We start from the raw sequence: 25056 nt of genomic DNA on the forward strand, positions 1-25056 counted from the left end.
TATGCAAATGAAAACAGGAGTCGAGCAATCCGTTTATGCGATGTTGCTCTTAACCTTCCTGCCGGAGCGCGCCGTTTTGTCTGGTGAGTTCATCAGTCAACAACTCGGTGCTTCACCGACCTACTTCCAAAAGCTCTTGCGAAAACTCGTTCAGGCGGATCTGTTGTATTCCGTACCTGGTGTCAAAGGCGGTTTTCGCTTGCGACGTCCATCAGAAGAAATTCAAATCTTCGATGTCTATCAAGCCATTGAGGGAAAACAGACGTTGTACGCGTCAAGCGGTGTCTTTGAAGATTTGATGGGGATTCAGGAACAGGAGATCGGTCTTCTCTCGAATCTGATGACAGAGGCAGAAGATGCTTGGCAGTCGACACTGAAACGTGAATCAATCGGCTCGATTCGTCAAGCTATCGATGCATCGTGTCCACCAGAACATTTAGAACGGCTTCATATGTTAATCAAAGATCGGATGATGGCACTTTAATTAAAGAAAGAGGTTATTACTATGGTATTGAATCGCTATTTTGACTTATTCGACGCGTCACGCACGGACGCACAAGCTTTCGAGGATCTCGCTTCCTTGTTTACGACAGACATTACGTTCGTCTTGAACGGACAACCTCAACACGGCATCGAAGCCTGGAAACAATTCGTCCGTTACGTATTTACAGTGAATCAGGATATTAAGCACATGTATGCAGGATGGGAAGAAACAACACCCGGAACATATGAAACACGCTGGGCAGTCTGCGGCAAACGTGCCGACGGTAGTGTCTTCACACAAGACGGAAAAGATATCGCACGTCTCGACGAAAACGGACGGATTGCGTATCTTGAAAATGTTCCGGATGATCCAACGATGTTCCGGTCATGAGGTAAGTTCATATCAGCAAAAAACTGTGTTCCGCTTTTAAGCAGAACACAGTTTTTTGATTTCTAGCGTTTGATCACAAGACGTTTTATCAAGTAGCCTGTGATGACGATTAATGATGCTATCGCAATATAGACCATGTAGATCAATAAATCTGGCGCAAATCGTGACACGATATACGTCAATACAACGACAGCCGTATAGATTAATAAAAACAAACTAATATGTTTCAACTCCGACACTCCTCTTTGAATCTCTCACCTTATCTACGGAGAAAAACTGGAAGATGTTTCAAAAAGAGTATCGGCGATTGGTCTCATAGATTTTTTGCTTTGAATGTATCTCCACCTTCAATCGTTCCGTTATCAAAACCTTTTTGGAACCAACGCTCTCGTTGCGCAGACGTACCGTGGGTGAAGCTTTCTGGTACGACATATCCTTGACCTTTTTCTTGTAGCGTATCGTCCCCGACGGCATTGGCTGCTGTCAACGCTTCTTCAAGATCGCCCTCTTCGAGTAAGTTTTCTCCTTGCGCATGATGTGCCCAGACACCCGCGTAATAATCTGCCTGTAGCTCGAATCGAACAAGGTATTTATTGAACTTCTCTTCACTCATCTGCTCTCGCAGTGGCATGATTTCATCGGATTTTCCAAGTAACGTCTGAACGTGATGTCCGACTTCATGTGCGATGACATATGCCATTGCAAAGTCTCCTGGCGCTCCGTACTTCGTCTGTAGTTCATCATAAAAACTTAAATCAATGTATAATTTCTGATCGCCGGGACAATAAAAAGGACCGACGGACTTCCCTGCTTGTCCGCAAGCTGAACTGACTTGATCCGTATATAAGACGAGCTTCGGTTTTTTATACGTCTTACCGTCTTGTTCAAATTCCTTCGTCCAGACTCGCTCCGTATCGGCTAAGACGACGGAAACAAAGTCAGCTGCTTCTTTTTCCTGAGCTGTTTCTTCATACGTCGTACTTTGCTGATCACTACCGGTTAAGTCTCCGAGTAACTCAGTCGGATTCCCGCCCATCAAGGTGATGACGATCAGCAGGATGATCCCAACACCACCCCCGATACCAGCGATTCCTTTACCACCCATTCCCCGACGATCTTCGACATTCGAACTTCGTTGTCTTCCCTTCCATTTCATACGCGTTCCTCCTACGTGTTTCGTTGTTGGTCTTTACCCGAAAGTATTCTTCCGTAACGCTCCTTCTCACGGCGGACGCTCCCTCTAGAAATTATTGCTAAAATAAGTACATCCATTTCTAGGAATATCACTCCTCTATAGAGAAGAAGTTCAGCACGGATTTTTTGCAGAAAGGAGTTGTCCAATGCACTCGTTACGTCAACACCTCAAAAACTTCATGTATACGTATCGTAAGGACATCTTCGTCCTGTCTGGTATGTTTGTATTTATCCTAGCTTTCAGCTTCCCGCTATTTCGTTCTGGCATGGTCACTTTTAGCGATCTATCCTTCGGGTTATCCTCTCACCGCTATCTAGAAGAAATTTATGGGGCTTGGAACAATCGTTGGAGTACGACGACACTTCTTAACGTCGCGCGCTTGCTCTACATCCTCCCTTTTTATGTATTAAGTCTATTATTCGGTTCGTCCGGGCCAGTCTTGATTAAGTCGTTCATCATCGGTCTGTTGACGATTTCTGCCCTATCGATGTTTGCCCTTACGAAACGTCTCCATTCCGTTTATGTGTCAAAACACTTTTCCTACCTGTCACTCATTGCCTTCGCGATCGCCGCTTTGTTTTATGCCTTGAACCCCTGGGTGATCACGCGAATTCAGCATATTTATTTACTGTGCGGATACTCTGTCTTTCCATACGCTTTGATGTTGTTTTTCAACATCTTCGACCCGAAGTTCCGCGAACAGCTCGACCCCGGATTTCGCTTCTCTAATCGCTTAAGTCGACGAACTTGGATCGATATTACCGGTTTATCGATCGTCTTCGCTTTCATGGCAGCTGGCATTCATTACTTCTTTTTTTCCTTAATCTATATGGGTATCATGGTCGGATTGATTTTCCTCAAGACGAGCTGGACACGACGTGAGGAACGCGTCTGGTCGTCGTTACTTTGGTTTTATATTCGGGCAACATGTGCTTTTGGTATTGTTTTCCTACTATTCAATGGCTATTGGTTCTTGATGTACGTCGGCTCGATCCTAACCGGTTCTCAAGCCTCACAGCATAATATCAATGTCTCCGATACGCTGATGTTATTCAGTCGGCACTCGAGCTGGACGAACGTTTTATTTTTGACGAGCTACTGGTGGCCGATGTTTGATTTGACGACGTTACCGCTGCGGTTTTGGATTGGTGGTACCATCGCCCTTTTGCTCATCCTACTAGGAGCCATCGTCGCCTATCGCCAACCAATCCATCTCTTCTTCAGTCTGCTCGCGATTCCACTGATCGTCTTTGCGACCGGTACACATGAACAAGTTGCGGATGCGTTCGTCCTGTTCGTGACGAAGACACCGTTGATCGGTGCGATGTTCCGCGATCCGAACAAACTCGTTGGTCTTTTGATTGTCAGTTATAGCTTGTTGCTCGCCGTCGGGTTGAACGCTGTCTTCACCCGTGCGTCCCGGACGATTCCACTGAAATTGTATCGGGTCGTTTCGATCGTCGGAACACTAATCGTCGTCGCCTGCTTTTTCCTTCCTTACTGGACTGTCTATATGGAAGGCTTTTATCATCCGGTCAAGATGCCTAAGGAGTACACCACTATCCAAGAAGAAGTCGATGGGAAGTGGTTACAATTCCCGATTGCGGACGAGATGACGCAACCGAGTACCGGCATCGCGACCCCACGCTGGAATCAAAATCCACGAAAAGGTGGCGAAATCAAAGCAACAGGTGACGTACAAGTCTATACGTCAGCAAACGATACCGTCTTTCATCATGAAGGAGCGACGCCGACGATTGGTTACATGATGACGTTCATGCAATATCTACTTGATACTGGTCGGTCGGAACAAGCAGGGCAGATCGCAAAAGCATTCGGACTGAAACAATTTGCGTACCGCAATGAATATACCGGTATGAAGGATCGACAAGACTTCAATCTAAAGGTTCTACAGGAACAACGTGATCTCGTACAGACGAAACAAGTCGGCTTGTTCACCTTATTCGACTTGATCGCCCCACTTGATACCCGAACTGTTCCACAACTGATTTTGACGCCCTATGGCCTCGAACGGTCGATCAGTTATCCAACACTTGATGGATACGATCTTGGTCGTCAATCGATTTTGTACGCGACACAAGCCCATCAGGACAGTCTCTCTTGGATCAAACAGGGAGATATCGTCGAAATGATCGAGGAAAACGATCTTGTCCTCAGTCAGGTACCGGAAGAATACTACTGGAAACCGTTCGATGCGATTGATTCAGCGAATGCTTTCTTGAACTGGGGGAAGACGTTTCTCGCGAACAATGACTGGCGCTGGTATTTACGGACTCAAGGCATGACAAATCCGTCGTTTGACCTCGATTTCGGAGACGGCATCGGTCTATCATTCGCTTCCGCCCGGATCGACGCTCCCGTTTATAAATTAAACGGACTAAAGGCGAAACAGGTCGCTTCCTTCAATTCGCTGCTTGAGGATGAGACGTTCTTTAAAGCTGATAATCCGGACATCGTCGACTTGTCCCCAAATCCGATGTCAAAAGATAACGACTTACCGGTCCTCCATGCCGAAGTCGCGGAAGGCGACCCAAAATACATTTGGCAAGTCGCGAAATCTGGTAAGTTGCCGGCACGACCGAATAACGCCTATCGCTTCGATATCACAGCGAGTGGACGTGGAGTTGACCGGCTCCATGTCAAAGTCCGGTTCTTTGATGAAAAGGATCGTGAGCTGAATCAAACGTATGTCGTCGCCCCACGTGATTCTGGTGATGTCGATGCGATTCACTTACAAGGTGAATACGTCACACCGCGAAACGCAAAGACGATGCGCATCGATCTACTCAGTTTCCAACGTCCTGAGCGGAAAACGTACTGGTGGGTCCATGACATTAAAATCTTTAGCTATGAGGATTATATGATTCCGAACACGTTTACGATGTCGAAAGACTTACCTGCCGGTCGCTATGCTGGTTTTGCCCGCGTGCTGTTGAATCAAAAAGGCGGACAACTGGATCTGACGTTCAATAAACGAAGTGTGACGATTCCAACCCAGCAACAATCCGGTACTAAACTCGCTTGGGTGCCGCTCGGTTCGTTCACGACACCGACCGGTCCTGCGACGCTCAGCGTCACGAACACAGAAGGTTTTAATGCGATCCAAAACATCGTCCTGATTCCGGAAGAAAAGTTGAACACTTTACGAAAACGCGTCGACGATACACTCGCTTTTACAAAGACTTTGATGGTACTCGAAGCAGAGACCGGATTCGATTATACCGGTCACTTGCAATCGGAACGAAATTATCCCGGACTGAGCTTTGGTAAAGGAATTGCTGCGCAACGTGGACGTTTACAGCGTTCGATTGATATTCGTGAAGCGACCGACTATCAACTCCAGTTGATCTTGACCCCGCCGCCTGGAAATGATGGTCGAATCACTGTCAAAGTCCGAGACGGGAAACAGGTCGTCTTCGAACGCGCTTTGTCTCGTGCTGATATTCTAAAGGGTCAAAAACACCAACAGCAGATCGGTGATCAGACGGTGACGTACGATCCGCTACACTTAGCGTTCCCGTACCGGATGACAGAGTTGAGTGATGTCTACCAAACGTTATACGATGTGAAGTTATCCGATATCCCCCTCGAGAAGGGACGCTATCAGGTAGAACTATCCTATGCGAGTAAGGTACCGTCACTCGTCGGTTGGAAGGATCTACACAAGTTTGATCCGAGCGAGATCGTGACCGATAAAGCTCTCACTGCTCCCGAGGCGGCAGCAAATTGTGCGACGTGCGTCTCGATCACGGACGATATGTTCGACGCGATTGAAACAGAAGACGGCTACACGATTGATTATGAACCGACATGTTCGTGTGACTGGTACATCTATGCCTCGCAAAAAATGAAGGTGAAACCGAGTCACGAATATTTGATTCAGTTCGACGCCGTCAGTAAGAACGTTCGTCAGCGACATCTTAAAGTCTATTACTTGGATGAAGATGATCGTGTCATCGGTACGGACTTCATCAATGAAGTCGAGGAAAAGAAAAAGAAGCAGTGGAACCATTATGAACAAATCGTTATTCCACCGAAGAAGACCGTCCGGATGCAGTTGCATATCTGGACGCGAGGAAATGAGAAGAAGGCCGGGCAGTTGCGTCTGAAGAATCTTGAAGTATTACCGTATGACCAACTGATTCTACTCGATCAACTCGTGCTATCGGAGCAAAGCGAGATGTTGTTCTCGACAAAACCTTCCCGTGCCCTTGATGTGGACGCTTCACAGATGGGACGGACTATAAAAAGCGATGCGCCACTCGAGCGCTTCACGGTCAACGATTCTCCGACACCATTATTTAAGCTACAGACGGATCAGGAAACGATGCGTGGTGACACGGCATTAAACGGCGTCAGTCAGTTGTATCGTTCGAACGAAAAGACGGCACATGTGACCGTCGTACTACGTCCGATTTATTACGCTGGACTGACCATCCTCGTCTTAGCGCTCCCACTTAGTATCTTGTTGATTTATTTCATGACGAGCACTCGGGGTCTAGCAATTCGCCAACGCCTATCATCCATGTTCATGCAACGTCTTCCCCGTCTGAGACGAAACAAGAAATAGCATATTTAAAAGGACAACGGAGATTTCTCGATCCCCGTTGTCCTTTTTCATTTCATCGGAACTTTGTCTTTCCGGTGGCGCTGATACAGGCTGACCATCGTCTTCAAGAAGGCGACGGAATCCTTGACAAGATTGACGTGCGATCCTTCGCGCTCGATGCAGGTCACGGGTTGTTGATAGACCCGTAAGCGTTCTTTTTTCGCTGCATACATCAGCTCTAAATCAATTGCAAGACCGCTCTCGACGTGTAGATAAGGCAACAGACGATGGACGACCCGCCGGTTGATGATCTTCAGACCAGTTTGCGAATCGGTCACCCCTTTTGGTAAGAAGAACCGTGTCAGATTCCGTTTCCCGAAACTCATGAAACGCCGGACGGCTCCCCGATCTTCAATCGTCAAATCCTTCGTTCCGACGACGATGTCATAGTACCCTTCCTGAGCAATCGTCAACAGCCGCGCAATATCTTCAATCCGAAACGAGTTATCCGCATCGACGAAGACATAATAATCACTCGAGATATTTTTCATCCCTTCGATGAATAGACCGGCTTTTCGTGTATTCTGCTCGACCTGATGCACTTCGAGGTAACCGACGGTGAATAACGTATCCGTCGCTTCCATGACGATCGAGCGGTACTCCTGTAAGAGTGCTTCCGATCGATCCGACGAAGCATCATCAAAGAAGTTGATCGAGGCATGGATATAATCTTCACTGATGAAGGTCGCAAGTGACTCTAAAAAATCTTTTACATAATTAAAACGTTTCTCTTCGTTAAATATTGGCAATATAAAGGCTATAGTATCCTTTAAAATGGGATATTCAGGATGGATGATATGCTGGATTTCAGCAAAGAGTTCATTCGGATAACCTGGTCGGTAGGAAAACAGGCGAAGCATACCGTCTCCTTGAACCGTGTGATACGGAAAATCTCCTTTTAAGCGAATAGCTTCTTTAATCAACAGGATTTTAGAGCGTGGACGTACAGCTCGAATCTGGTTGGCAATCGCAAGCTCCTCTTCACGCGTCTTATAGTCGACGACATACAACAGAATCTCGTGTTCTTCCGCTTCTTGAATTTCAGTGCTGGCGATTTGTTCGAATGAGGCGGGACATCTACCAGGTTGTGTGTAAAACAGAACCGGATAATAAGAAATCAATGATTCGTATGGAATATGCCGCGAGTGATCGGTGAAAACAGCAATATGTCCTTGACTCATAATTCTCATCCTTTCCGTAAAACAGCTCTGACTGATGGGAGGTGGCTCCATGACAAGTTTCATTCAGCGACATGCAGTCCTGTTGATTTTTCCAATTCTCGATGTAGCGTTGAATCTCGTGAACTATGCCTATCATTTACTATTGGCCCGCGAGCTTTCTAGTGCTGTTTACGGATTATTGAATGCCTACTTGGCTTTCTTAGGTCTTCTGCTCATCATCGGTAGTGCCTTACAATGGACCGTGACCCGGGACTACAGTCAACAGAAGACAAATGACTATCAAAAGCTCCGTTTCCGTATACTGATAGTTACAGGATGCTTCTTACTTATTTTACTTTATGCATTACCTTATTTCCTCCCGTTTACCAAAATAAACCTATTAATCGTTTATTTCATCATCATGTTTCATATCCATCTCTCTTTTCGCCGAGGTGTCTTACAAGCGACTGAACGCTTCTATGCCCTGAACCTCTCTTATTACATTGAATCCGTCGTCAAAGTCTTAGCCACATGGCTCTTGATTCAACAAACGAACGTCAGTTATGCACTGTTGTTCATCTTGGCCGGCATGATCGCGTCCTACCTATTAAGCCTGATGCAAGTCCCGTTCCCGACCAGTACGGGAGATATCAAGGCGAGCGGACTCGTCCATATGATTCACACACAGGTTGTCATGACACTGTTTTTCACACTTGATAGTCTTCTCGTCACCCGTTACTTTCCGCAGCTGGCCGGAGATTATTCCGTTGCCTTACGATTCGGTCAACTCTTGTTGTTCGTCGCGTTGTCCCTCGCTCAATTGTTGTTGCCGCGCTTGAGTCAAAAAAGTCAGGACGAAGCCTTCCTTCTTTGGGAACGTCGCTTTTATCGTATGTTATTAAGTGGAATCGCTTTTGCTGTTTTGGTGTACTGGACGATCGTTCCTTATCTAATTCCGATTTTGTTCGGGAGTGGTTACGATGCGGCAACGCATTACATCAAATATATGGTGTTCGTTTATGTCGGGATCACGTTGATTCAATACGAAGCACTCGTCCAGTTTTCCCTACATCGAACTGGTTATTTGAAAGGCTATTGGTTAATTCTGATTCTCTATATCCTTGTCTTGATCACCTTTCACTCAACTGTCGAGACTTGGTTACTCGCGCAAGCAGGTGTCTTTTTACTCGGCGCCCTGATCTTACGTTTCACCTTACCCCGACACCCCTATTCAGCGAAGGAGGCGTAACATGAAACCCCATCTACTTTTTTTATCTTGGCGCGATATCAAACATCCGAAAGCGGGTGGCGCAGAAGTGTTCACCCACGAGATGCTCCGACGTGTCAGTGATGAGTACGAGATCACTCATTTTTCTCCCGCATTCGATGGGGGACACGATGTCGAGTACTTGGACGGAGTCACTTATATCCGGAGAGGTACCGCACTCTCCGTCGTTCCACTTGCCTTTTCTTATTACCAGTCGCATGCTGCGACGATTGATTTAGTCGTCGATCAGATGAACACGCATCACTTTTTCACACCCCTTTATGTTCCTGTAACAAAACGAGCCCTCTTCATCCATCAATTGACGCGCGAAATTTGGCAAATCAATGTTCGCCCTCCATTTTCATACATCGGCGAATGGACGGAGACGCCGCGTCTACAGCTATACCGCACTGGTCGCGCTTTGACCGTCAGTCAATCCACTGCAGACGACCTGCTTGCTGTCGGCTTCTCCAAGGACGACGTGACAATTCTACCGGAAGGTCTCTCGTTTACTCCATGGAACGAGGAAGACTGGAAACCGAAAGAAATGCATCCGACTTTTTTATACGCTGGACGAATGTCTGCCTATAAAGGAATCAATGATGCACTCCAAGCTTTCGTCATCGTCAAACGGGAGTACCCTGACGCTCGTTTCTGGGTCATTGGAAAAAAAGATGAAGCGTATATTACCGAGCATCTTCATCCAATCGTTCCAGAAGAAATGCGGGACGCCATCACCTATTTCGGATTCGTCAGTGAGGAAGAAAAGCTCGAACGGATGAGTCGCGCGACAGCACTCCTGTTTCCTTCAAAACGAGAAGGTTGGGGATTGACGGTCAGCGAAGCGGCGGCAGTCGGTACACCGACGATCGTCTATGACGCCCCTGGACTGCGTGACGCCGTCCAGTATGGTATGACCGGTTACATGGCAAAGAGTCAGACACCGGGTGCCCTTGCTGCCGAAATGCGTGCTTGCTTACGTGACCCAGAAGAATACGAAATGATTCAGGCAGCTGGTCATCGTTTTGCTCAAACCTTGCACTGGGATCACACAGGTCAAGCGTTCAGAAACTGGTTACAACGTGAATTGATACCCGTTGCACTGAAGGAGGATTATTCATGATTGGAATTGCTATGTCCACGTACGAGAACGAAGCGATCATAACGGAAACGATTCGCTCACTTCAGACACAACACGCCTCTTTCCTTTGTGTCATCGCAGATGATGGTTCGACTGATTCCACCGTCGAGACGATGCGTCGATTGAGCGCAAATGATACGCGATTTGAAGTACTTGCGCTTCCGCACGGTGAACGAGGTATCGCCCGCAAGACTGCAATTGATCGCTTAAAGCAACACAATGTCGAATACCTCTATATCATTGATTCCGATATGGTACTTGAAGAGCAGTTATTAAAAAGCTGCCTCTTATATCTTGAGGCACATTTAGAGGTCGGAGCACTCGTCATTCCCGAACGCGCGTACAGCGATTTTGATAATTACTTCAGTCAAGTGAAGGTCTTTGAACGTAACTTGTTCAACATACCAACGGATCAACTTGATACGCATACGATGGAAGCGGCACGTTTTTGGCGGCTAGAGTCGTACGTTGCCTCGGGTGAGATTGATCCGACGCAAATCAGTTTCGAAGAGACACAACCAACGATTCGTTATTTGGAACAAGGTGGAATCATTCGCCGCGCGACGTTCACCTACGTGCATCACAATGAAAAGCAGGTCGAATTAAACGACCTGCTTCGAAAGAAACGCTATTACTTTGATGTCATGCCCGCGACGCTCAACGCGGAACAGGGTGGCTTCATGAAAGCCTTACGACGTTGGTATTTCTTCCGTCCGGTTCTTTATCATCAGGCTAATTTAATAAAATACAGTCGTCATCCCCTATTGACCGTTGGCGTCATCTACATGTACCTGCGTCTCAGCTTCATCGGTGTGGAGTCTCTCTTCTTCAAACGGGTTTCGTAAGACTACCAGTCAGCGACTGATAGAGGATGTACGTTCCGAACTGCGTCGGGAATTCGAAGCGATGAATGCCATTCTGAGCTTCTAGAATCTGTTCATGATGATCAATCATCAAGGCACGTTGACTGATGATTGATCCATCTTCATAGAATAAACAATATGGACGATTTGAATTGATCAACACATCGGTAAAATGTTGTCCTAAATTTCGTTTACGTTGTTTCGTTTCAACGACCTCTTCTCCGATACGAGTCATGATTCCGAGAACTCGGTCATCAATTTTTAACGGTTTCGTCATCATCCGACTGACGTTTCCCGCATTGACAGCAGCAAGTAATGTATGGACTTGCATATAGTCCGTTAAGACAATTTGTTTCGTTAACGGTGCACGTTGTTTAGCAGCGCGTAATAACTCAACACCATCCATTTCCGGAAGACGGAGTTCCGTCAGCAAGACATCAACGTCGGAATTGCTGAGTTGTTCCAAAGCCTCTTCTCCTGATCCCGCTTCCTGTACGTCTTGTCCCGCTGCCAGTAGTTTACGACGTAAAATCCGTCGTGTCGGTTCATGTGAGTCAACTAATAGATAAAGTGCCATATGCTATCGCCTCCGTTTTAAAAAGAAAGGATGGTCGTCAATGTATATTCTTTTACTATCAGGTGGATCCGGAAAGCGGCTTTGGCCGCTCTCAAACGATTTGAACTCGAAACAGTTTTTAAAAATCCTAGAAGATCGCGATGGCAATAAACAATCCATGATGGAACGCGTCTTTCAGCAGCTTCAGGAAGTCGGTCTGGACAACCGGACCGTCATTACGACGACAAGTTCACAAGTCGATGCGATCGAAAATCAGCTGGGTTTCCGTACTTCCATCATTCAGGAACCGTCACGTCGCGATACGTTCCCTGCCATCATGCTCGCGACGAGCTATTTGGCAGAACGGATCGATTTAGAAGAGACGATCATCATCATGCCGGTCGATCCTTACGTTGAGTTATCGTTCTTTGAACGCTTCGAGCAACTGGATCAAGCTGTTCAATCACATCCAGATGCGCTCCATTTAATGGGTGTCGAACCGTTACATCCGACGTCAAAGTACGGCTATATTATTCCGCAGACATCTGAAAACATGTCTATCGTCGAACGCTTCCAGGAAAAACCAACTGTTGAAGTCGCGAGTGACTTAATCGAACAAGGTGCCTTGTGGAATTGTGGGGTCTTTGCCTGTCGCCTTGATTTCTTGATGCAATGTCTAGAAGAACAATCTGTACCGACGACGTTCGAAGCACTCCGTTCGAATTATGCAACACTAGAAAAGACATCATTTGATTATGCAGTCGTTGAAAAGACCGATTCCTTATTCGTTCATCGGTATGATGGTTACTGGAAAGATCTCGGAACATGGAATACATTAACGGAAGAGATGCCGCATCCGCTTCATGGAAATGCCCGGATGCTCCACTCGAAAAATACGCATATCGTCAATGAATTACAGGTTCCGGTCCTTGGAATCGGACTCGATAACTTAATCGTTTCGGTGAGTCCAGATGGTGTCCTCGTTGCGTCAAAAGACGAGACACCTTCTTTAAAAGAATATTTGACGGACGACATCTTGCCACCGCAATTTGAATGGAAACGCTGGGGTTATGCGACGATTTTACATCAACAGCAACTAGAGGACGGACGTTATGCCGTGACTCGTCGACTGCATATCAAGGCGCATCAACAAATCAGTCACCATTATCATCCGCATACCGACTCGACATGGAGTATCTTACAAGGTCGCGCTGAGGCACTGATCGATGGTCAGTCACAGCAGCTCGGACCAACTTCTGTCGTGCATATCCCACAAGGTGTTCCGCATACGCTGACCACACTAGAAGATCTGATCATGATTGAAATTAAATATTCCATCGATTGGACGGAGCAAGATAACTATCCACTTCCGACCTCCATCCGTTCCAAACCATGATGTTAGAAAGGGCACCACTTATCGGTGCCCTTTCGTCTGCTCTAATCTAAAAACACTTCACTCGTCACAAATGTGACGGATCCAGTTATTTCGTAATCTCCCGCTCGACGCGGTACAAAGAATTGTTTCCCTTTCTGTAAAGGAATCACGCGATTCCCTTGCCGCGATTCTCCTTTACCATCGATGACAGTCAATAAGCGAAAGACTGGATGATCATGTAATGCATACGTACCAGTCACTTCATGACGGATCACCGTAAAGGAAGAAACCTGCAACAACTTCGTCATGACGCCCCCTTCCTTGACGATTGTCTCTGGTTGGTTCGTCCACGGCTCATCTGGAATCGTCGTGACAGCGATCGCCTTCTCAACGTGCAATTCTCTCGGTTTCCCGTCATCTCCTAATCTGTCGTAATCATATAGTCGGTACGTCCGGTCGCTCATCTGTTGAATCTCAAGAAGAACGATGCCTGGTCCTAAAGCGTGGATCGTACCACTCGGAATGTAATAGAATTCGCCAGGCTTCACTTTTTGATGGCGAAGTGACGTCTCCCAGTCCTTTTTTTGTGCGCACCGAAACAGAGCATCTCGCGATTTCAGATTGTGACCAAGAATGATCTCTGCCTCTGGTGAAGCCTCTAAGATATACCAGCACTCATTCTTGCCGTATGGTTCTCCTTCTAGCCGTCGTGCCTCTTCATCATTCGGATGGACTTGTACCGATAAGTAGGCGGACGAGTCCAGAAATTTTACATGAAGTGGAAAGGCATCAAGCAGATAATCACCGAACAGTTCTGTCCGTTTCGTTTGCCATAATTCATCTAGCGTCTTCCCCTGATCAGGTCCATCTAAGAAGTACGTCCGCCCACTCGCATGAGCGGATGCTGTCCAACATTCTCCAATTTGTCCTTCTGGTAACTCAAACTGAAACAACGCTTCTAAACGTCGACCGCCCCAAATTCGTTCTTTGAAAATTGGTTGAATGGCATACATATCGACGCGGACTCCCGATAGACTAGGAGCGACGCTTCACCTCCATCTATATGTTTGGTTACCTCTTTATACCCATTTTTATGTCTATATTATCCAAATAAAACAGATTGAATCATTAAAAAACCAACTCTTAGTGCATCACTAGGAGTTGGTTTTCGTATATTCTGCTGTCTCTTTTACTTCTCGAGGTAATCGATGATCGTCTGCGGATCAACGCGTTTCGTATAATCTGATGGCACTTCTACGAAACGAATCACACCATCCTCATCAATGATGAACGTTGCTGGCTTAGGCAGTTGCCAGTCCTCATTTCCGTTATGCTTCGCAACATCGAGTCCTGATGCCTTGTAAATCTCAATTAGATAATCCGGTAAATCAAATACGAGGTCAAATTGGCGGGATACATGTAAATCAACGTCACTTAAGACAGGGAAACTTAAGCCATTCTTATCCGCTGTTTGTTCAGCAAAATCAGGCATCTCCGGACTGATTGCAACAATGGTCGCTCCCTGTGCACGAATACGTTCGATCTCCCGTTCGTAAGCGCGAAGCTCGAGATTGCAGTACGGACACCACCCGCCCCGGTAGAACGTTAAGATGACAGGACCTTGCTCGAGTAATGTTTCGATCGCCACCGGCTTGCCGGATACATCGGGTAACGTAAAGTGTGGGATTGTGTCACCGACACCTAGACCTTGTGCGACTCCAGAAGCAGCCAGTTCAGCTGTCGCCTCCGCCATCAGGCGTTGTTTTTCAGCAGGTGCCTTTTGTCGGAATTCCGATTGATACTGTTTGATTTCTTCGAGTAATCGTGTCATGTGTTCTCCCCCTTTATTGCTGTATAGAATAACAGGGAGATCACTCGTTTGTCTCTTCTGACGATTCCTCCGCCTTCTTCCGGAATCGTTTGACGAATCCCATTAGTTGTTCCGGTGTCAGTTCAAGCTTATTCTCGTAGACATATTTTGTTCCATATCCGAGTGCAAGGGTAGCTGTCGAAGCAACTCCCGCTGCAATGACGGCACCATATCCCGGAACCAGTTTCGCTATTTGTCGGAATGCTGTTTTTCCGGAGTTTCCAACGATCGTCACGACAAGCAATTCTTTGGCACTCTCCTTGGATAACTGTCGTTCGTACAGATTCGATAACTTCAGCATCAAACCGATTTGAATCGAGGTCAACGGAATGATATCAGCTCCTGGAAACGGTACGGCACCAATCGCACCAGCGGCTGTTCCGGCACCAACGATCCAGTTGTTCGCGATCTTTCCTCGAACGGTCGGATCCATCTGGCGAACGAACACATTATCCTTGTCGAACTTTTTTAAGATGTCGAGGACCTCCCGGCGAAGCCGATCGATATTTGTTCCTTCCTTTGCTGATACTGGAATAATTTTCGGTCCGGGCAGTTTTTCTTCAATATGGCGTACGATTGTATCGACATCATTCGTCGCGTCCATCTTCGTAACGACGATTAAGACATTTTGATTATGTTGATAAATCTTCCGGAAATTTTTCGTCTCCGTCTCGGATAAGACGGTACCTGCCGCATTCAAAAAATAGAGAATGACGTCGGCACTTTGGTAGTATGTCCATGTCGCTTCCGAGTTCTGTGTATTGGCATCATTCAATCCTGGTGTATCAACGAAGATGACTTTATCTTCTGGATGCTGTCTTACTTGATCAATGCGAACCGTCTCCCCTGGTCGAGCACCGACCGTTGCTACTTCTCGTCCGAGAATCGCGTTCAAGGTTGAGGATTTTCCTGCGTTGACGTCTCCAATCAGAGCGACTGTCACATCCTGCTCTAACGATTGATTAAAATCCCGTCGTTCCGATTCAAACGACTGATCAAAGATTTCCTCCAGTTTACGTTTTCGTTTTTGTTGATTGGTCTCAAGTCCTTCGCCAAAAAAATCATCCATCGTGATCCCTCCCCCTTCTTTTGCTTCCTCTCTTTTCCCGTTATTCCTTGATTTCAACACAAAAAGGCAAGTGAACACGACGTCCACTTGCCTGCTTTTAAAGATATGTGCTTCGTCGCTCAAGCAAAACCGTGTCGCGCCACCTGCCACCGAGCCGACCAATTCGTTCACGACGTCCGACTTCCCGAAAACCGAATCGTTCATGAAGACGAAGACTCGCTTGATTTTCCGGAAAAACTTGCGATTGCAGGGTCCAGATACCGGCTGCTTCACTTGATTCGATGACGTCTTCCATCAAACGTGTACCGACACCTTTGCCGCGTGCTTCTTCAGCGATATAAAGGCTGATTTCCGCGACACCGTCATATGCTGGAATCGAAGAGAACGGACTTAACGCGACCCAGCCGAGCAGTTGCTCGCCTTCGATTGCAACGAGGCGACTGTGTTCGTGGTGGTGCCTCGTCCATTCTTCGTACGGTAATGCTTCCGTGCGAAACGTCGCGTTCTCCGTCTTTATCCCTTGTTCGTAGATACGGACGACTTCCGGATAATCAGATTCTCTCATTAGTCGAATATGCATAGTATCTCCTCTGCTCGTTCGATCATCTCATTAAGTTTTATACTTCTAACCGCACTGCCATTTCCCGACCGAATCGATCCCCGTAATCGATGAAGCCGAGACTCGCATACAGACGGTGTGCCGCCTGATTGTCTGGTCGATAACCGACGACGATTCGTTTTGCTGCGGGTAACATCCGTATCTCGTCAATCACAGCTTGCATCGCTAATCGTCCGATTCCGTTCCCTTGTTGCGTCTGATCAATCATGATGCGATAAATCCAGTAGCCGTCGAGTTCTTCTTTTTGCGTGTTGTACATCACAAAACCAACGACTGTTTCACCTGTCATGATCGCCCGAAGGACAAGGCTTGGTTCGAACTTCGCTTGCGCGATCGAGTAGACATTCGCTTCCATGAAGTCCTGCTGTTCTGCCGTCAGCGTCAGCTCACAACAGGATTCCCAATTTTCTGCTGTTACCGGTACGAGTTGAATCATGTTCAGTTCCCCTTTAGTTAGACGGGAGTTGCTCCTAGCGTCTGTTGATCACATCGTTGCACAGTGATCGCCCCCTTTCCTTCTCTTTCCTATCGGCTGACTCAATTCATGATTGAAGGACTTTTGCATTCTCAAGTAACGCGGGCAGTTCGTCCAACGAACTAATCGTAAAGGTCGGCTTGATCTCCATTGTCGGCTTCCCGTCCGGATTAAACCAACACGTCGCGATACCAGCTTCGTTACCACCTACAATATCAGCCGATAAGGAATCACCGACGATAATCGTTCGAGTCGGATCGAATTGTGGAATCCGCGTGAACACGTGATCAAAGAACCCTGCCATCGGCTTTTGGAAACCTGTTTCCTCTGAAACGAAAATCGCTTCAAAGAAGTGCGTTAATCCGGCGCCATCGAGTCGCACCCGTTGCGTTTTTGAAATCCCGTTCGTGACGACGTACATCTCGGCGTTCCCCTCTAGTTGCTCAAGCAGCGCAGTCGCACCCGGAATCAATTTCGTCCCTTGCGCGAGATAACTGCGATACGTTTCGTCAACTTCTCGTCCGTTGACTTCTCTTCCTTCTTCCGCAAAAAACGTCACGAATCGCGAGTGAATGACTTCTTCACGCGTCGCTTCACCCCGTTCGAGCGCTTTCCAGAGCGTTTGATTGATGATTTTATAGCGCGTTTCTCGCTCTGGCGTCCACGTTAGATCCTGTTGCTCAAGCAGACGTCGAAAGGCAATCCGTTCCGTCGCTTCAAAATCGAGGAGTGTATGGTCAATATCGAATAATACCGTTTTATAAAACATGTTCAAGCTCCTTTACGTACTTGTTGTACAGTCGTTGTTTTCCCGCCCAGTTGAAATAACAATACGCCGCCCCCAATTAGTAGCACACCAAGCGCTTTTGTCCACGTAAACGGAACGGCTTGTAAACCGAACCAACCGAGCGTATCCCAAAGTAAGGCAAATAAGATTTGCGATACCATAACGATTGAAATCGCACGACTCGGTCCGAGTTGTTGAACCCCTTGCGTCACACAGAGGACGACACCGACTCCGATGATTCCACTAAACCAAAACCACGTTTGCGCCTGTTCGAGTGCAAATAGTTGTGACCCTTCGACGATCAGACCAATCGTCAGTGAAGCGAGGAATCCGAGTCCAAGGACTAGCGTCGTCGTCGCCCAAGCACCGACATGTTCTTTGACTTTAGCGTTAAACGTGTTTTGAATACAAACGAGCATGCCCCCACAAAGGGCAAGGATGATTCCCGTAACCATGTTGCACCTCTTTCATTCGTAAATGCTTTCTCCGACTCGCTCCATCAACCCGTCCCGATCAATGATTTCAATCGTATGCTGCGTCCGACGAATCAATCCGTCGTCGACGAACTGGCGTAAGACACGATTGACATGACGGTAACTGGTCCCAATCAAATCTGCCGCATCGATGAGTTCCTTACTCGCAAATGCATCCGTATTAGGTGTCATCGATAGTAGATAACTAGCTAGCCGGACTTCGACCGGGTACAGCAGATTAAAGCTGAGCGTATGCGATTTCAATTCAAACTTTTTCGTAATCGTTTCGAGTAAAAACAATAGGAAAGCGGAATGGTTCAAGCGTGCTTCTTCTAAATCCGGATAAGCAATCCGTAAGACGGTCACTGGTGTCACCGCCTCGACCGTATTCATCAAATCGATTTTCCGGACGAACTCAATATCACCGACGAGATCAAACGGATGCTTAAAAGACAACACGAGGCGTTTCCCCGTTGCCGACATATGTGTGATCTTTAATTTCCCTTCGACGAGCAGGTATAGTTCATGCGCTACATCACCTTGCCGACACAAGGTCTCACCCGGTGTAAACGTCTGGATGTACATCGCCTTACGTAATGATTCATCAAAGATATGTTCTAATTGATAGCGTTCCAAATAGGTCGTAATGTCCGTCACGCTTTCTCCCCCTTAGCTTTTTAAGATGAAGATCCCCGCGATCATCATCACGATACCGATGATTTGTGGTCCGCGCAGTCGTCGCTTCATGACACCAAACCAGCCTCTACCGTCAATCCATAACGCAAGCGCCAATTGTGCCAGTAAAAAGAGCGAAATCGTCAAGGTCACACCCATCCGGTGGACCGCTGTCATGTTGCTGAATAAAATGATTGCCGCAAAGGCACCGCCAGCTAGATAGAGCGGTTTGACACGTCGCATTGCTGAAAAACTCCGATCCCGTAAGACGATTGCTAAGAGGATCGCAACGATGAATCCGGTCATCTGGGTGATCGTTGCCGCTTGCCACGTCCCGATCGTTTGACTGATTCGGGCATTGGCGACACTTTGGAGCGTTAAGAAAAATCCGCCGGCAATCGCAAATAAGACACCACGCATGTGCATACTCCTCTCTTATTCCATGATACTTTCATTTAACGAGAGTCGCCTTGATTTGAACAGGACATTTGTCCTGAGAAAGCGTCGTGATGTAAAAAAGGATGAACGATTTTGTTATCGTTCATCCTTTCATCCAGTTCAAGCAAAATTCTAAATCCAGTTGAAGATGCGCCTTCATCAGTCGTTCGGCTTCTTCCGGTTGATGTTGTAGAATCGCTTGATAAATCTCATCATGTTCTTCAATCAAGAGCGGACGTTTATGATGGACAACTGTTTTACGGAACAAGTAGATGATGGACTGCATCCGGTCGATGATATCGATCATGACCGGATTATTCGTTGCAGCGACAATGATATCATGAAATTCTTTGTTCGCTGCCATTACTTCTTCGAGTTCACCCGTTCTTCCAATTTCGACACATCGTTTTAATTTCTCTAAATCCGCTTCTCGCATGTACATCGCACAATGACTAGCTGCGAAACCTTCGAGTAACATCCGGACCTGAAAGATATCCCGTAAATCCATGTCGCTCGGATTAACGACGCGTTTTTGTTTAATCAATCCTTCTTGCTCCAGTTTTCGAATCGAGTCTCGGACTGGTGTGCGACTGATTCCGATTTCTTCTGCTAAACGTTCTTCGACCAACTTCGTTCCACGTTCTAGTTCTCCGTTTAAGATTCGATCTCGGATATATTCGTATGCCTGAACATACGCTAATTGTGTCGTTTTCTTCCCCACTGCCATCGTCTCCTACATTCGATTTTCTCTTAGTTCAAAGTATAAGTTTAATACTGGGAATTGGAAAGAGACTTATTTTTGTATACATTTTTAAATAAATTGTATACAAAAATTAACTTAGTGTGTACAATTCGGTTAAAGACTTTATGAAAGCGCTATCTTTTTATAAAAAAGGAGTTCGATGAGATGAATACACGAGTTGGATTTATTGGCTTAGGCATCATGGGGAAACCGATGGCATTGAATATATTAAAAGCTGGTTATGACGTAACGGTGAATGATTTAAATACAGAAAGTGTCGAGACACTCGTTCAAGCTGGTGCGATATTCGGTACACCTGCTGATATGGGAGCAACGTGTGATGTCATCATCACGATGTTACCGGCGTCGCACCACGTTCAACAAGTCGTCCTAGGAGAAAACGGTCTCTTACAGACTGCTACTGCTGGAACGATCCTAATTGATATGAGTTCGATTTCACCGGTTGCCTCTGTCGAGATTGCGAATCAAGCGGCATTACGTGGCGTCGAGATGCTTGATGCACCAGTTAGTGGTGGTGAACCGAAAGCAATCGACGGGACACTCTCCATCATGGTCGGTGGGAAGGAAACGGTCTTTGAAACGGTCAAACCATTACTTGAAGTCGTCGGTGCAAGCGTCACACTCGTCGGAAAAAATGGAAGTGGTGTCACGGCCAAACTTGCTAATCAAATCATCGTTAATTTAAATATTGCTGCTATGTCTGAGGCACTGACGCTTGCTGCAAAAGCTGGCATCGATGTAGAGAAGATGTATCAAGCAATTCGCGGTGGACTTGCCGGTAGTGCCGTACTCGATGCAAAAGTACCGTTGATTCTAGAGCGAAACTTCGTTGCCGGTGGACGCATCGATATTAACTTAAAAGATATGACGAATGTCATGGAAACAGCGCATGAGATCGGTGTTCCTTTACCACTCTCTAGTCAACTCGTCGAAATTTTCCATGCGTTGAAAATTGATGGTAAAGCTGCGGACGATCACGGCGGCATCATTCAATATTACGAAAAATTAGCCCACGTTGAAGTAAGGAAGGTGTAATAGATGATTTCGACTTTCCCGACATTACCAAGTAAAACGACACTTAACCAACTGCCATCCCTACCGGATGCAACAGTAGTCGATGAATTATTACTGGAAGCGTTACGTCAGCTTCCTCATAAAATCATCGTCCTCGATGATGATCCAACAGGTGTACAGACTGTCCATGGCGTCTCTGTCTATACCGACTGGACGACCGAAAGTATCGAAGCCGGATTTAGCGAAGACCAATCGATGTTTTTTATTTTGACGAATTCTCGTGGATTTACGCGTGAAGAAACACGACAAGTCCATGAAGAGATCGCTGCTACCGCCCAAGCCGTCTCTGATCAACGGAATCAGCCGTTTATTTTAATCAGTCGTGGTGACTCAACACTCCGTGGTCATTATCCGCTCGAAACGGATGTTTTACGCCAAACACTCGAGCAGGCGTCGGGTGATTCCTTCGACGGTGAAATTCTGATGCCGTTCTTCCAAGAAGGCGGTCGATATACGATTGACGATGTCCATTATGTCCTTGAAGACGAGATGCTCGTACCAGCAGGACAAACAGAGTTCGCAAAAGACCGGACATTCGGTTACTCCGCTTCACATCTCGGTGAGTGGGCAGAAGAAAAATCAAGTGGTGCTTTTGCAGCAGATGCCGTCGTCTCTCTATCCTTGAAGGATTTGCGACAGCTCCGTCTCGATTCACTTGTTGCACAACTGATGACCGCTCAAGACTTTAATAAAATCATCATCAACGCAACAGATTATCTCGATGTCAAAGTCGCAACGATTGCACTAATCCGTGCCATGAACGCAGGCAAGCGATTTTTATTCCGGACAGCTGCAGCTTTCACGAAAGTCATCGGCGGAATCGATCAGCGCCCACTCCTGACGAGAGAAGAACTTCTGTCTGATACGACACCGGGTGGTTTGATCATGGTCGGATCACATGTCCAAAAAACAACGGAACAACTAGCTGCATTAAAAACGTGTGACTTCATTCATTTCATCGAGTTTGATGTCCATCTCGTATTACAACCGGAACAGTTCAAGCAAGAAGTCAATCGCATTATCGCAACGACAGAACAATTGATTGAGTCTGGACAGACGGTTGCCGTCTATACGAGACGAGAACGTCTCGATTTAGGAGAGAACCAACAGGAAGATGAATTGAAGTTATCCATCAAAATTTCTGATGCTGTGACGAGTATCGTTTCCCGTTTACATGTACGACCAAGCTATATTATCGCTAAAGGTGGCATTACATCGAGTGATATCGGGACGACTGGTTTGCGCGTCAAACGAGCGACTGTTGCTGGTCAAATCAAACCTGGTATCCCAGTCTGGACAACGGGAGCAGAAAGTAAATTTCCAGGTCTGACGTACGTCATCTTCCCAGGAAATGTTGGCTCAAAGACGACCTTAAAAGAAGTCGCTGAACTGCTTCACACTTAAAATTTTGTAAGCGGATACAAAAGGTGTTCATCACCTCATCGGAATTCATGATATGAAGGAGAGATCTTGATGGTTACGGGTAATCTATTGGTCGTCATTTTTATTCTGTCTCTAGCTCTACTGTTCTTTTCCATCTTAAAACTAAAAATCGAACCGTTTCTGGCGCTTGTAGCAATCTCCATCCTGACTGCTTTAGCCATCGGTATGCCCGTCAAAGAAGTCGCATCCGTCGTTACGACTGGTTTTGGTAACACACTCGCGGGTGTCGGAATCCTGATTGGTCTTGGCGTCATCTTCGGTCAGTTCCTCGGTGCATCCGGTGCTGTCGAAAAAATCGCCCAAGCGGTCTTGAATGTATTCGGACCTAAAAAATCCTCTGCTGGACTTGCCTTAACTGGAACAGCGGTTTCGATTCCTGTATTTTTCGATGCCGCCTTCGTCATCTTAAGTGGATTGATTCGTTCGCTTTCTTCTAAAACAGGGATTTCCGTCGTTAGTTTCGTTACGGCACTCGGCGTCGGTCTAATCGTCTCGCACAACATGATCGCTCCGACACCTGGACCACTCGTTGTCGCAGAAAATACAGGATCAGAGCTCGGCTTCTTCATTTTGTACGGTATCATCGTCGCGATTCCTGCTACCCTCGTAGGTGGTTACCTCTACGGCATGTTCATCGGAAAACGGATTAAACACTCTGGCGACATCGAAGAATTGTCGATCGATCCAGCAGATTTACCGAAAAAAGAAATCGGTACAGGGCTTAGCTTCTTCATGTTAGCTTTACCAATCGTCCTGATTTTATTGAATACAGTCTCTCAATTACTGTTTCCGGGAACTTCGATTGCGACGTTCTTTGGCTTCATCGGTGAGAAAAACGTTGCCTTATTAATCAGTGTCTTTGCTGCTGTCATCTTGTTACGTCCATACATCTCGATCCCGAACGCACGCTTATACTCCGAAGCCATCAGTTCAGCCGGAATCATCATCTTGATTACTGGAGCTGGTGGTGCATTTGGTGCCGTCATCAATAACAGTGGTATCGGGGACCATCTCATTACAACGATGCAAAACTGGAGCATTCCGGTACTCTTACTGGCATTCATCTTTTCGCAAATCCTTCGAGCATCTCTTGGATCAGCGACAGTTGCCCTCGTCACGACTTCAAGTATCCTCGGCCCAATGGTTGGAGAGTTAGGCGTCTCGCCAATTCTGCTCGGTCTAGCGATTTGTGCTGGAGGTATTGGTCTTTCGCTTCCTAATGATTCTGGATTCTGGGTCGTCAACCGATTCGGGAAACTGACGATTCCTCAAACACTCCTCGCTTGGACAGGCGGCGGCTTTATCGCTGGATTAACAGCACTTGCAACAGTCTTTCTACTAAGCCTCTTTACAGGTATCTTACCTGGACTCTAACCAAAAACACCGCCGATGACGTCATCGGCGGTGTTTTTTAATTATTCGTTTTCCAATCGTTTGATCGCCTCATCGAGCTGTTCCTGATCCTCTTCCGATAACTTTGGATACTGCGGATCAATTTCCTTCAAGACGTCATTCATGACTTCAGTGACGACATAACGCGAATACCACTCGTCATCTGCCGGCAAAATATACCATGGTGCATATGACGTCGATGTCGCTGAGACAAGTTCAGCAAAAATGTCATGGTATTCCTCCCAATGCTCGCGTTCCTCAATATCGCTGAACGAGAATTCGAAGTTCTTGGTCGGATCCTTCAAACGAGTCAACAACCGTTTCCGTTGTTCTTCTTTTGAGACGTGGAACAAGAACTTGACGACACGGAATCCGTTCTCGACGAGATACCGTTCAAAGTCGTTAATTTGACGATAGCGCATCTGCCAGACGTCTCCACCGTCTGGTTTTTCTTCCTCCTCGAGTAAATCATGAATCCGCGGCGCAATGACTTCCTCATAGTAAGAACGGTTCAAGATGCCGACTTCGCCTTTTTCCGGTAGCCCTTCGTGGATCCGCCACAAATAGTCGTGCTTTTGTTCCGTATCCGACGGTTTTTTAACGGAAATCGTCCGAAGTCCTTGGGCGTTCAAGTTAGAAAAGATATAGCTGATTGCCTCATCTTTCCCGGCAGCATCAATCGCTTGTAAGATGACGAGAACACCGTTTTTCTCTTCAGCATGCAAACGCCAGTGTAACTCTTGTAATGTCTCAACACTTTTCGGGATTCGTTTCTCGCGTAATTCCGCTTCCGAAATTGCGTGTTCTTCAGACGTGGGATAGTTCGAAAGCGAGATCTGCTCGCCTTCCTTAACACGATAAGATGACAGTTTCATAGTAGGGCTCCTCCTTTAATTGCTTCTAAAAGGTGTTTACCC

General features: G+C 46.7%; 25 protein-coding genes. 10 read left to right on the forward strand and 15 right to left on the reverse strand.

Annotated elements, in window-relative coordinates:
• The first annotated feature begins 1 nt into the window (after position 1).
• Together ACV3PA_RS01410 and ACV3PA_RS01415 are read left to right on the forward strand one after the other, a co-directional pair.
• Positions 2-484: an Rrf2 family transcriptional regulator gene (locus ACV3PA_RS01410; protein WP_456125483.1), complete on the forward strand. Its 483-nt coding sequence runs from the start codon at positions 2-4 to the stop codon at positions 482-484.
• A 21-nt stretch (positions 485-505) separates the two neighbouring features.
• A complete protein-coding gene (locus tag ACV3PA_RS01415; protein ID WP_456125484.1) occupies positions 506-874 on the forward strand; it encodes a nuclear transport factor 2 family protein in 369 nt (122 codons plus the stop codon).
• 62 nt (positions 875-936) lie between these two features.
• Here ACV3PA_RS01415 and ACV3PA_RS01420 read toward each other — a convergent pair whose 3' ends face one another.
• Both ACV3PA_RS01420 and ypfJ read right to left on the reverse strand, forming a co-directional pair.
• Positions 937-1104 carry a hypothetical protein gene (locus tag ACV3PA_RS01420; protein WP_456125485.1) on the reverse strand — a complete coding sequence of 56 codons (168 nt, stop codon included), beginning with the start codon at positions 1102-1104 and terminating at the stop codon, positions 937-939.
• An 83-nt stretch (positions 1105-1187) separates the two neighbouring features.
• Positions 1188-2030 (reverse strand): KPN_02809 family neutral zinc metallopeptidase, encoded by an 843-nt coding sequence (gene ypfJ / locus ACV3PA_RS01425; protein ID WP_456125486.1) that lies wholly within the window; start codon positions 2028-2030, stop codon positions 1188-1190.
• Between the two features lie 184 nt (positions 2031-2214).
• On the opposite strand from ypfJ, the gene ACV3PA_RS01430 reads away from it, so the two are divergent.
• A complete protein-coding gene (locus ACV3PA_RS01430) occupies positions 2215-6660 on the forward strand; it encodes a hypothetical protein (protein WP_456125487.1) in 4446 nt (1481 codons plus the stop codon).
• 47 nt (positions 6661-6707) lie between these two features.
• Here ACV3PA_RS01430 and ACV3PA_RS01435 read toward each other — a convergent pair whose 3' ends face one another.
• Positions 6708-7880: a glycosyltransferase gene (locus tag ACV3PA_RS01435; RefSeq protein ID WP_456125488.1), complete on the reverse strand. Its 1173-nt coding sequence runs from the start codon at positions 7878-7880 to the stop codon at positions 6708-6710.
• Between the two features lie 49 nt (positions 7881-7929).
• Between ACV3PA_RS01435 and ACV3PA_RS01440 the strand changes: the two genes are divergently transcribed.
• Genes ACV3PA_RS01440 through ACV3PA_RS01450 form a run of 3 tightly spaced genes read left to right on the forward strand, consistent with a single transcriptional unit; the run spans position 7930 to position 11112 of the window.
• On the forward strand, positions 7930-9108 hold the full coding sequence (locus ACV3PA_RS01440; RefSeq protein ID WP_456125489.1) for an MATE family efflux transporter: 1179 nt from the start codon (positions 7930-7932) through the stop codon (positions 9106-9108).
• 1 nt (position 9109) lies between these two features.
• Positions 9110-10249, forward strand: coding sequence for a glycosyltransferase family 4 protein (locus ACV3PA_RS01445; RefSeq protein WP_456125490.1), 1140 nt, complete (start codon positions 9110-9112; stop codon positions 10247-10249).
• Positions 10246-11112, forward strand: a complete 867-nt coding sequence (locus ACV3PA_RS01450; protein WP_456125491.1) for a glycosyltransferase family 2 protein — start codon at positions 10246-10248, stop codon at positions 11110-11112. Before ACV3PA_RS01445 ends, ACV3PA_RS01450 begins: the two co-directional genes overlap by 4 nt.
• On the opposite strand, the gene ACV3PA_RS01455 is transcribed toward ACV3PA_RS01450, so the two are convergent.
• A complete protein-coding gene (locus tag ACV3PA_RS01455) occupies positions 11096-11707 on the reverse strand; it encodes a response regulator (RefSeq protein WP_456125492.1) in 612 nt (203 codons plus the stop codon). The genes ACV3PA_RS01450 and ACV3PA_RS01455 overlap by 17 nt on opposite strands.
• Before the next feature lie 40 nt (positions 11708-11747).
• Between ACV3PA_RS01455 and ACV3PA_RS01460 the strand changes: the two genes are divergently transcribed.
• Positions 11748-13082: a sugar phosphate nucleotidyltransferase gene (locus ACV3PA_RS01460; protein ID WP_456125493.1), complete on the forward strand. Its 1335-nt coding sequence runs from the start codon at positions 11748-11750 to the stop codon at positions 13080-13082.
• A gap of 41 nt (positions 13083-13123) precedes the next feature.
• Here the strand turns inward: ACV3PA_RS01460 and manA are convergent, their stop codons facing one another.
• The 10 genes from manA to ACV3PA_RS01510 form a co-directional block, all read right to left on the reverse strand.
• Positions 13124-14074, reverse strand: coding sequence for a mannose-6-phosphate isomerase, class I (gene manA / locus ACV3PA_RS01465; RefSeq protein WP_456125494.1), 951 nt, complete (start codon positions 14072-14074; stop codon positions 13124-13126).
• Positions 14075-14250: 176 nt separating this feature from the next.
• Entirely contained in the window at positions 14251-14892 is a 642-nt protein-coding gene (locus ACV3PA_RS01470) for a peroxiredoxin-like family protein (protein ID WP_456125495.1), read from the reverse strand.
• A gap of 40 nt (positions 14893-14932) precedes the next feature.
• Positions 14933-16000, reverse strand: a complete 1068-nt coding sequence (locus ACV3PA_RS01475) for a YcjF family protein (protein ID WP_238238442.1) — start codon at positions 15998-16000, stop codon at positions 14933-14935.
• Positions 16001-16097: 97 nt separating this feature from the next.
• Positions 16098-16580 (reverse strand): GNAT family N-acetyltransferase, encoded by a 483-nt coding sequence (locus ACV3PA_RS01480; protein ID WP_456125496.1) that lies wholly within the window; start codon positions 16578-16580, stop codon positions 16098-16100.
• A 37-nt stretch (positions 16581-16617) separates the two neighbouring features.
• Positions 16618-17055, reverse strand: coding sequence for a GNAT family N-acetyltransferase (locus ACV3PA_RS01485; protein ID WP_456125497.1), 438 nt, complete (start codon positions 17053-17055; stop codon positions 16618-16620).
• Between the two features lie 106 nt (positions 17056-17161).
• On the reverse strand, positions 17162-17863 hold the full coding sequence (locus ACV3PA_RS01490; RefSeq protein ID WP_456125498.1) for a YjjG family noncanonical pyrimidine nucleotidase: 702 nt from the start codon (positions 17861-17863) through the stop codon (positions 17162-17164).
• A gap of 2 nt (positions 17864-17865) precedes the next feature.
• Positions 17866-18336, reverse strand: a complete 471-nt coding sequence (locus ACV3PA_RS01495) for a DMT family transporter (RefSeq protein WP_053452372.1) — start codon at positions 18334-18336, stop codon at positions 17866-17868.
• Between the two features lie 12 nt (positions 18337-18348).
• The gene (locus ACV3PA_RS01500) at positions 18349-19011 is read right to left on the reverse strand and encodes a Crp/Fnr family transcriptional regulator (RefSeq protein WP_456125499.1); all 663 of its coding nucleotides are present in this window, start codon (positions 19009-19011) and stop codon (positions 18349-18351) included.
• A gap of 12 nt (positions 19012-19023) precedes the next feature.
• Positions 19024-19449 carry a DMT family transporter gene (locus ACV3PA_RS01505; RefSeq protein ID WP_238238429.1) on the reverse strand — a complete coding sequence of 142 codons (426 nt, stop codon included), beginning with the start codon at positions 19447-19449 and terminating at the stop codon, positions 19024-19026.
• Between the two features lie 121 nt (positions 19450-19570).
• Positions 19571-20188: a GntR family transcriptional regulator gene (locus tag ACV3PA_RS01510; RefSeq protein WP_238238427.1), complete on the reverse strand. Its 618-nt coding sequence runs from the start codon at positions 20186-20188 to the stop codon at positions 19571-19573.
• Between the two features lie 186 nt (positions 20189-20374).
• On the opposite strand from ACV3PA_RS01510, the gene garR reads away from it, so the two are divergent.
• From garR to ACV3PA_RS01525, 3 genes are all read left to right on the forward strand, one after another.
• On the forward strand, positions 20375-21265 hold the full coding sequence (garR, locus tag ACV3PA_RS01515) for a 2-hydroxy-3-oxopropionate reductase (protein WP_456125500.1): 891 nt from the start codon (positions 20375-20377) through the stop codon (positions 21263-21265).
• 3 nt (positions 21266-21268) lie between these two features.
• Positions 21269-22708, forward strand: a complete 1440-nt coding sequence (locus ACV3PA_RS01520) for a four-carbon acid sugar kinase family protein (RefSeq protein ID WP_456125501.1) — start codon at positions 21269-21271, stop codon at positions 22706-22708.
• 69 nt (positions 22709-22777) lie between these two features.
• A complete protein-coding gene (locus ACV3PA_RS01525; protein ID WP_456125502.1) occupies positions 22778-24121 on the forward strand; it encodes a GntP family permease in 1344 nt (447 codons plus the stop codon).
• Positions 24122-24162: 41 nt separating this feature from the next.
• On the opposite strand, the gene ACV3PA_RS01530 is transcribed toward ACV3PA_RS01525, so the two are convergent.
• The gene (locus ACV3PA_RS01530) at positions 24163-25014 is read right to left on the reverse strand and encodes a PPK2 family polyphosphate kinase (RefSeq protein WP_456125503.1); all 852 of its coding nucleotides are present in this window, start codon (positions 25012-25014) and stop codon (positions 24163-24165) included.
• Between the last annotated feature and the right edge of the window lie 42 nt (positions 25015-25056).

This window comes from Exiguobacterium sp. EA-TM-5, assembly GCF_053878415.1.

Bases quoted from the DNA above. Each gene is read 5' to 3' on its own strand.
- ACV3PA_RS01490 (WP_456125498.1), bottom strand. From the start codon at position 17,863: ATGTTTTATAAAACGGTATTATTCGATATTGACCATACACTCCTCGAT.
- ACV3PA_RS01475 (WP_238238442.1), bottom strand. From the start codon at position 16,000: ATGGATGATTTTTTTGGCGAAGGACTTGAGACCAATCAACAAAAACGA.
- ACV3PA_RS01470 (WP_456125495.1), bottom strand. From the start codon at position 14,892: ATGACACGATTACTCGAAGAAATCAAACAGTATCAATCGGAATTCCGA.
- ACV3PA_RS01480 (WP_456125496.1), bottom strand. From the start codon at position 16,580: ATGCATATTCGACTAATGAGAGAATCTGATTATCCGGAAGTCGTCCGT.
- ACV3PA_RS01410 (WP_456125483.1), top strand. From the start codon at position 2: ATGCAAATGAAAACAGGAGTCGAGCAATCCGTTTATGCGATGTTGCTC.
- ACV3PA_RS01530 (WP_456125503.1), bottom strand. From the start codon at position 25,014: ATGAAACTGTCATCTTATCGTGTTAAGGAAGGCGAGCAGATCTCGCTT.
- ACV3PA_RS01520 (WP_456125501.1), top strand. From the start codon at position 21,269: ATGATTTCGACTTTCCCGACATTACCAAGTAAAACGACACTTAACCAA.
- ACV3PA_RS01525 (WP_456125502.1), top strand. From the start codon at position 22,778: ATGGTTACGGGTAATCTATTGGTCGTCATTTTTATTCTGTCTCTAGCT.
- ACV3PA_RS01495 (WP_053452372.1), bottom strand. From the start codon at position 18,336: ATGGTTACGGGAATCATCCTTGCCCTTTGTGGGGGCATGCTCGTTTGT.
- ACV3PA_RS01505 (WP_238238429.1), bottom strand. From the start codon at position 19,449: ATGCGTGGTGTCTTATTTGCGATTGCCGGCGGATTTTTCTTAACGCTC.
- ACV3PA_RS01440 (WP_456125489.1), top strand. From the start codon at position 7,930: ATGACAAGTTTCATTCAGCGACATGCAGTCCTGTTGATTTTTCCAATT.
- ACV3PA_RS01435 (WP_456125488.1), bottom strand. From the start codon at position 7,880: ATGAGTCAAGGACATATTGCTGTTTTCACCGATCACTCGCGGCATATT.
- ACV3PA_RS01450 (WP_456125491.1), top strand. From the start codon at position 10,246: ATGATTGGAATTGCTATGTCCACGTACGAGAACGAAGCGATCATAACG.
- ypfJ (WP_456125486.1), bottom strand. From the start codon at position 2,030: ATGAAATGGAAGGGAAGACAACGAAGTTCGAATGTCGAAGATCGTCGG.
- ACV3PA_RS01455 (WP_456125492.1), bottom strand. From the start codon at position 11,707: ATGGCACTTTATCTATTAGTTGACTCACATGAACCGACACGACGGATT.
- garR (WP_456125500.1), top strand. From the start codon at position 20,375: ATGAATACACGAGTTGGATTTATTGGCTTAGGCATCATGGGGAAACCG.
- ACV3PA_RS01430 (WP_456125487.1), top strand. From the start codon at position 2,215: ATGCACTCGTTACGTCAACACCTCAAAAACTTCATGTATACGTATCGT.
- ACV3PA_RS01415 (WP_456125484.1), top strand. From the start codon at position 506: ATGGTATTGAATCGCTATTTTGACTTATTCGACGCGTCACGCACGGAC.
- ACV3PA_RS01485 (WP_456125497.1), bottom strand. From the start codon at position 17,055: ATGATTCAACTCGTACCGGTAACAGCAGAAAATTGGGAATCCTGTTGT.
- manA (WP_456125494.1), bottom strand. From the start codon at position 14,074: ATGTATGCCATTCAACCAATTTTCAAAGAACGAATTTGGGGCGGTCGA.
- ACV3PA_RS01445 (WP_456125490.1), top strand. From the start codon at position 9,110: ATGAAACCCCATCTACTTTTTTTATCTTGGCGCGATATCAAACATCCG.
- ACV3PA_RS01460 (WP_456125493.1), top strand. From the start codon at position 11,748: ATGTATATTCTTTTACTATCAGGTGGATCCGGAAAGCGGCTTTGGCCG.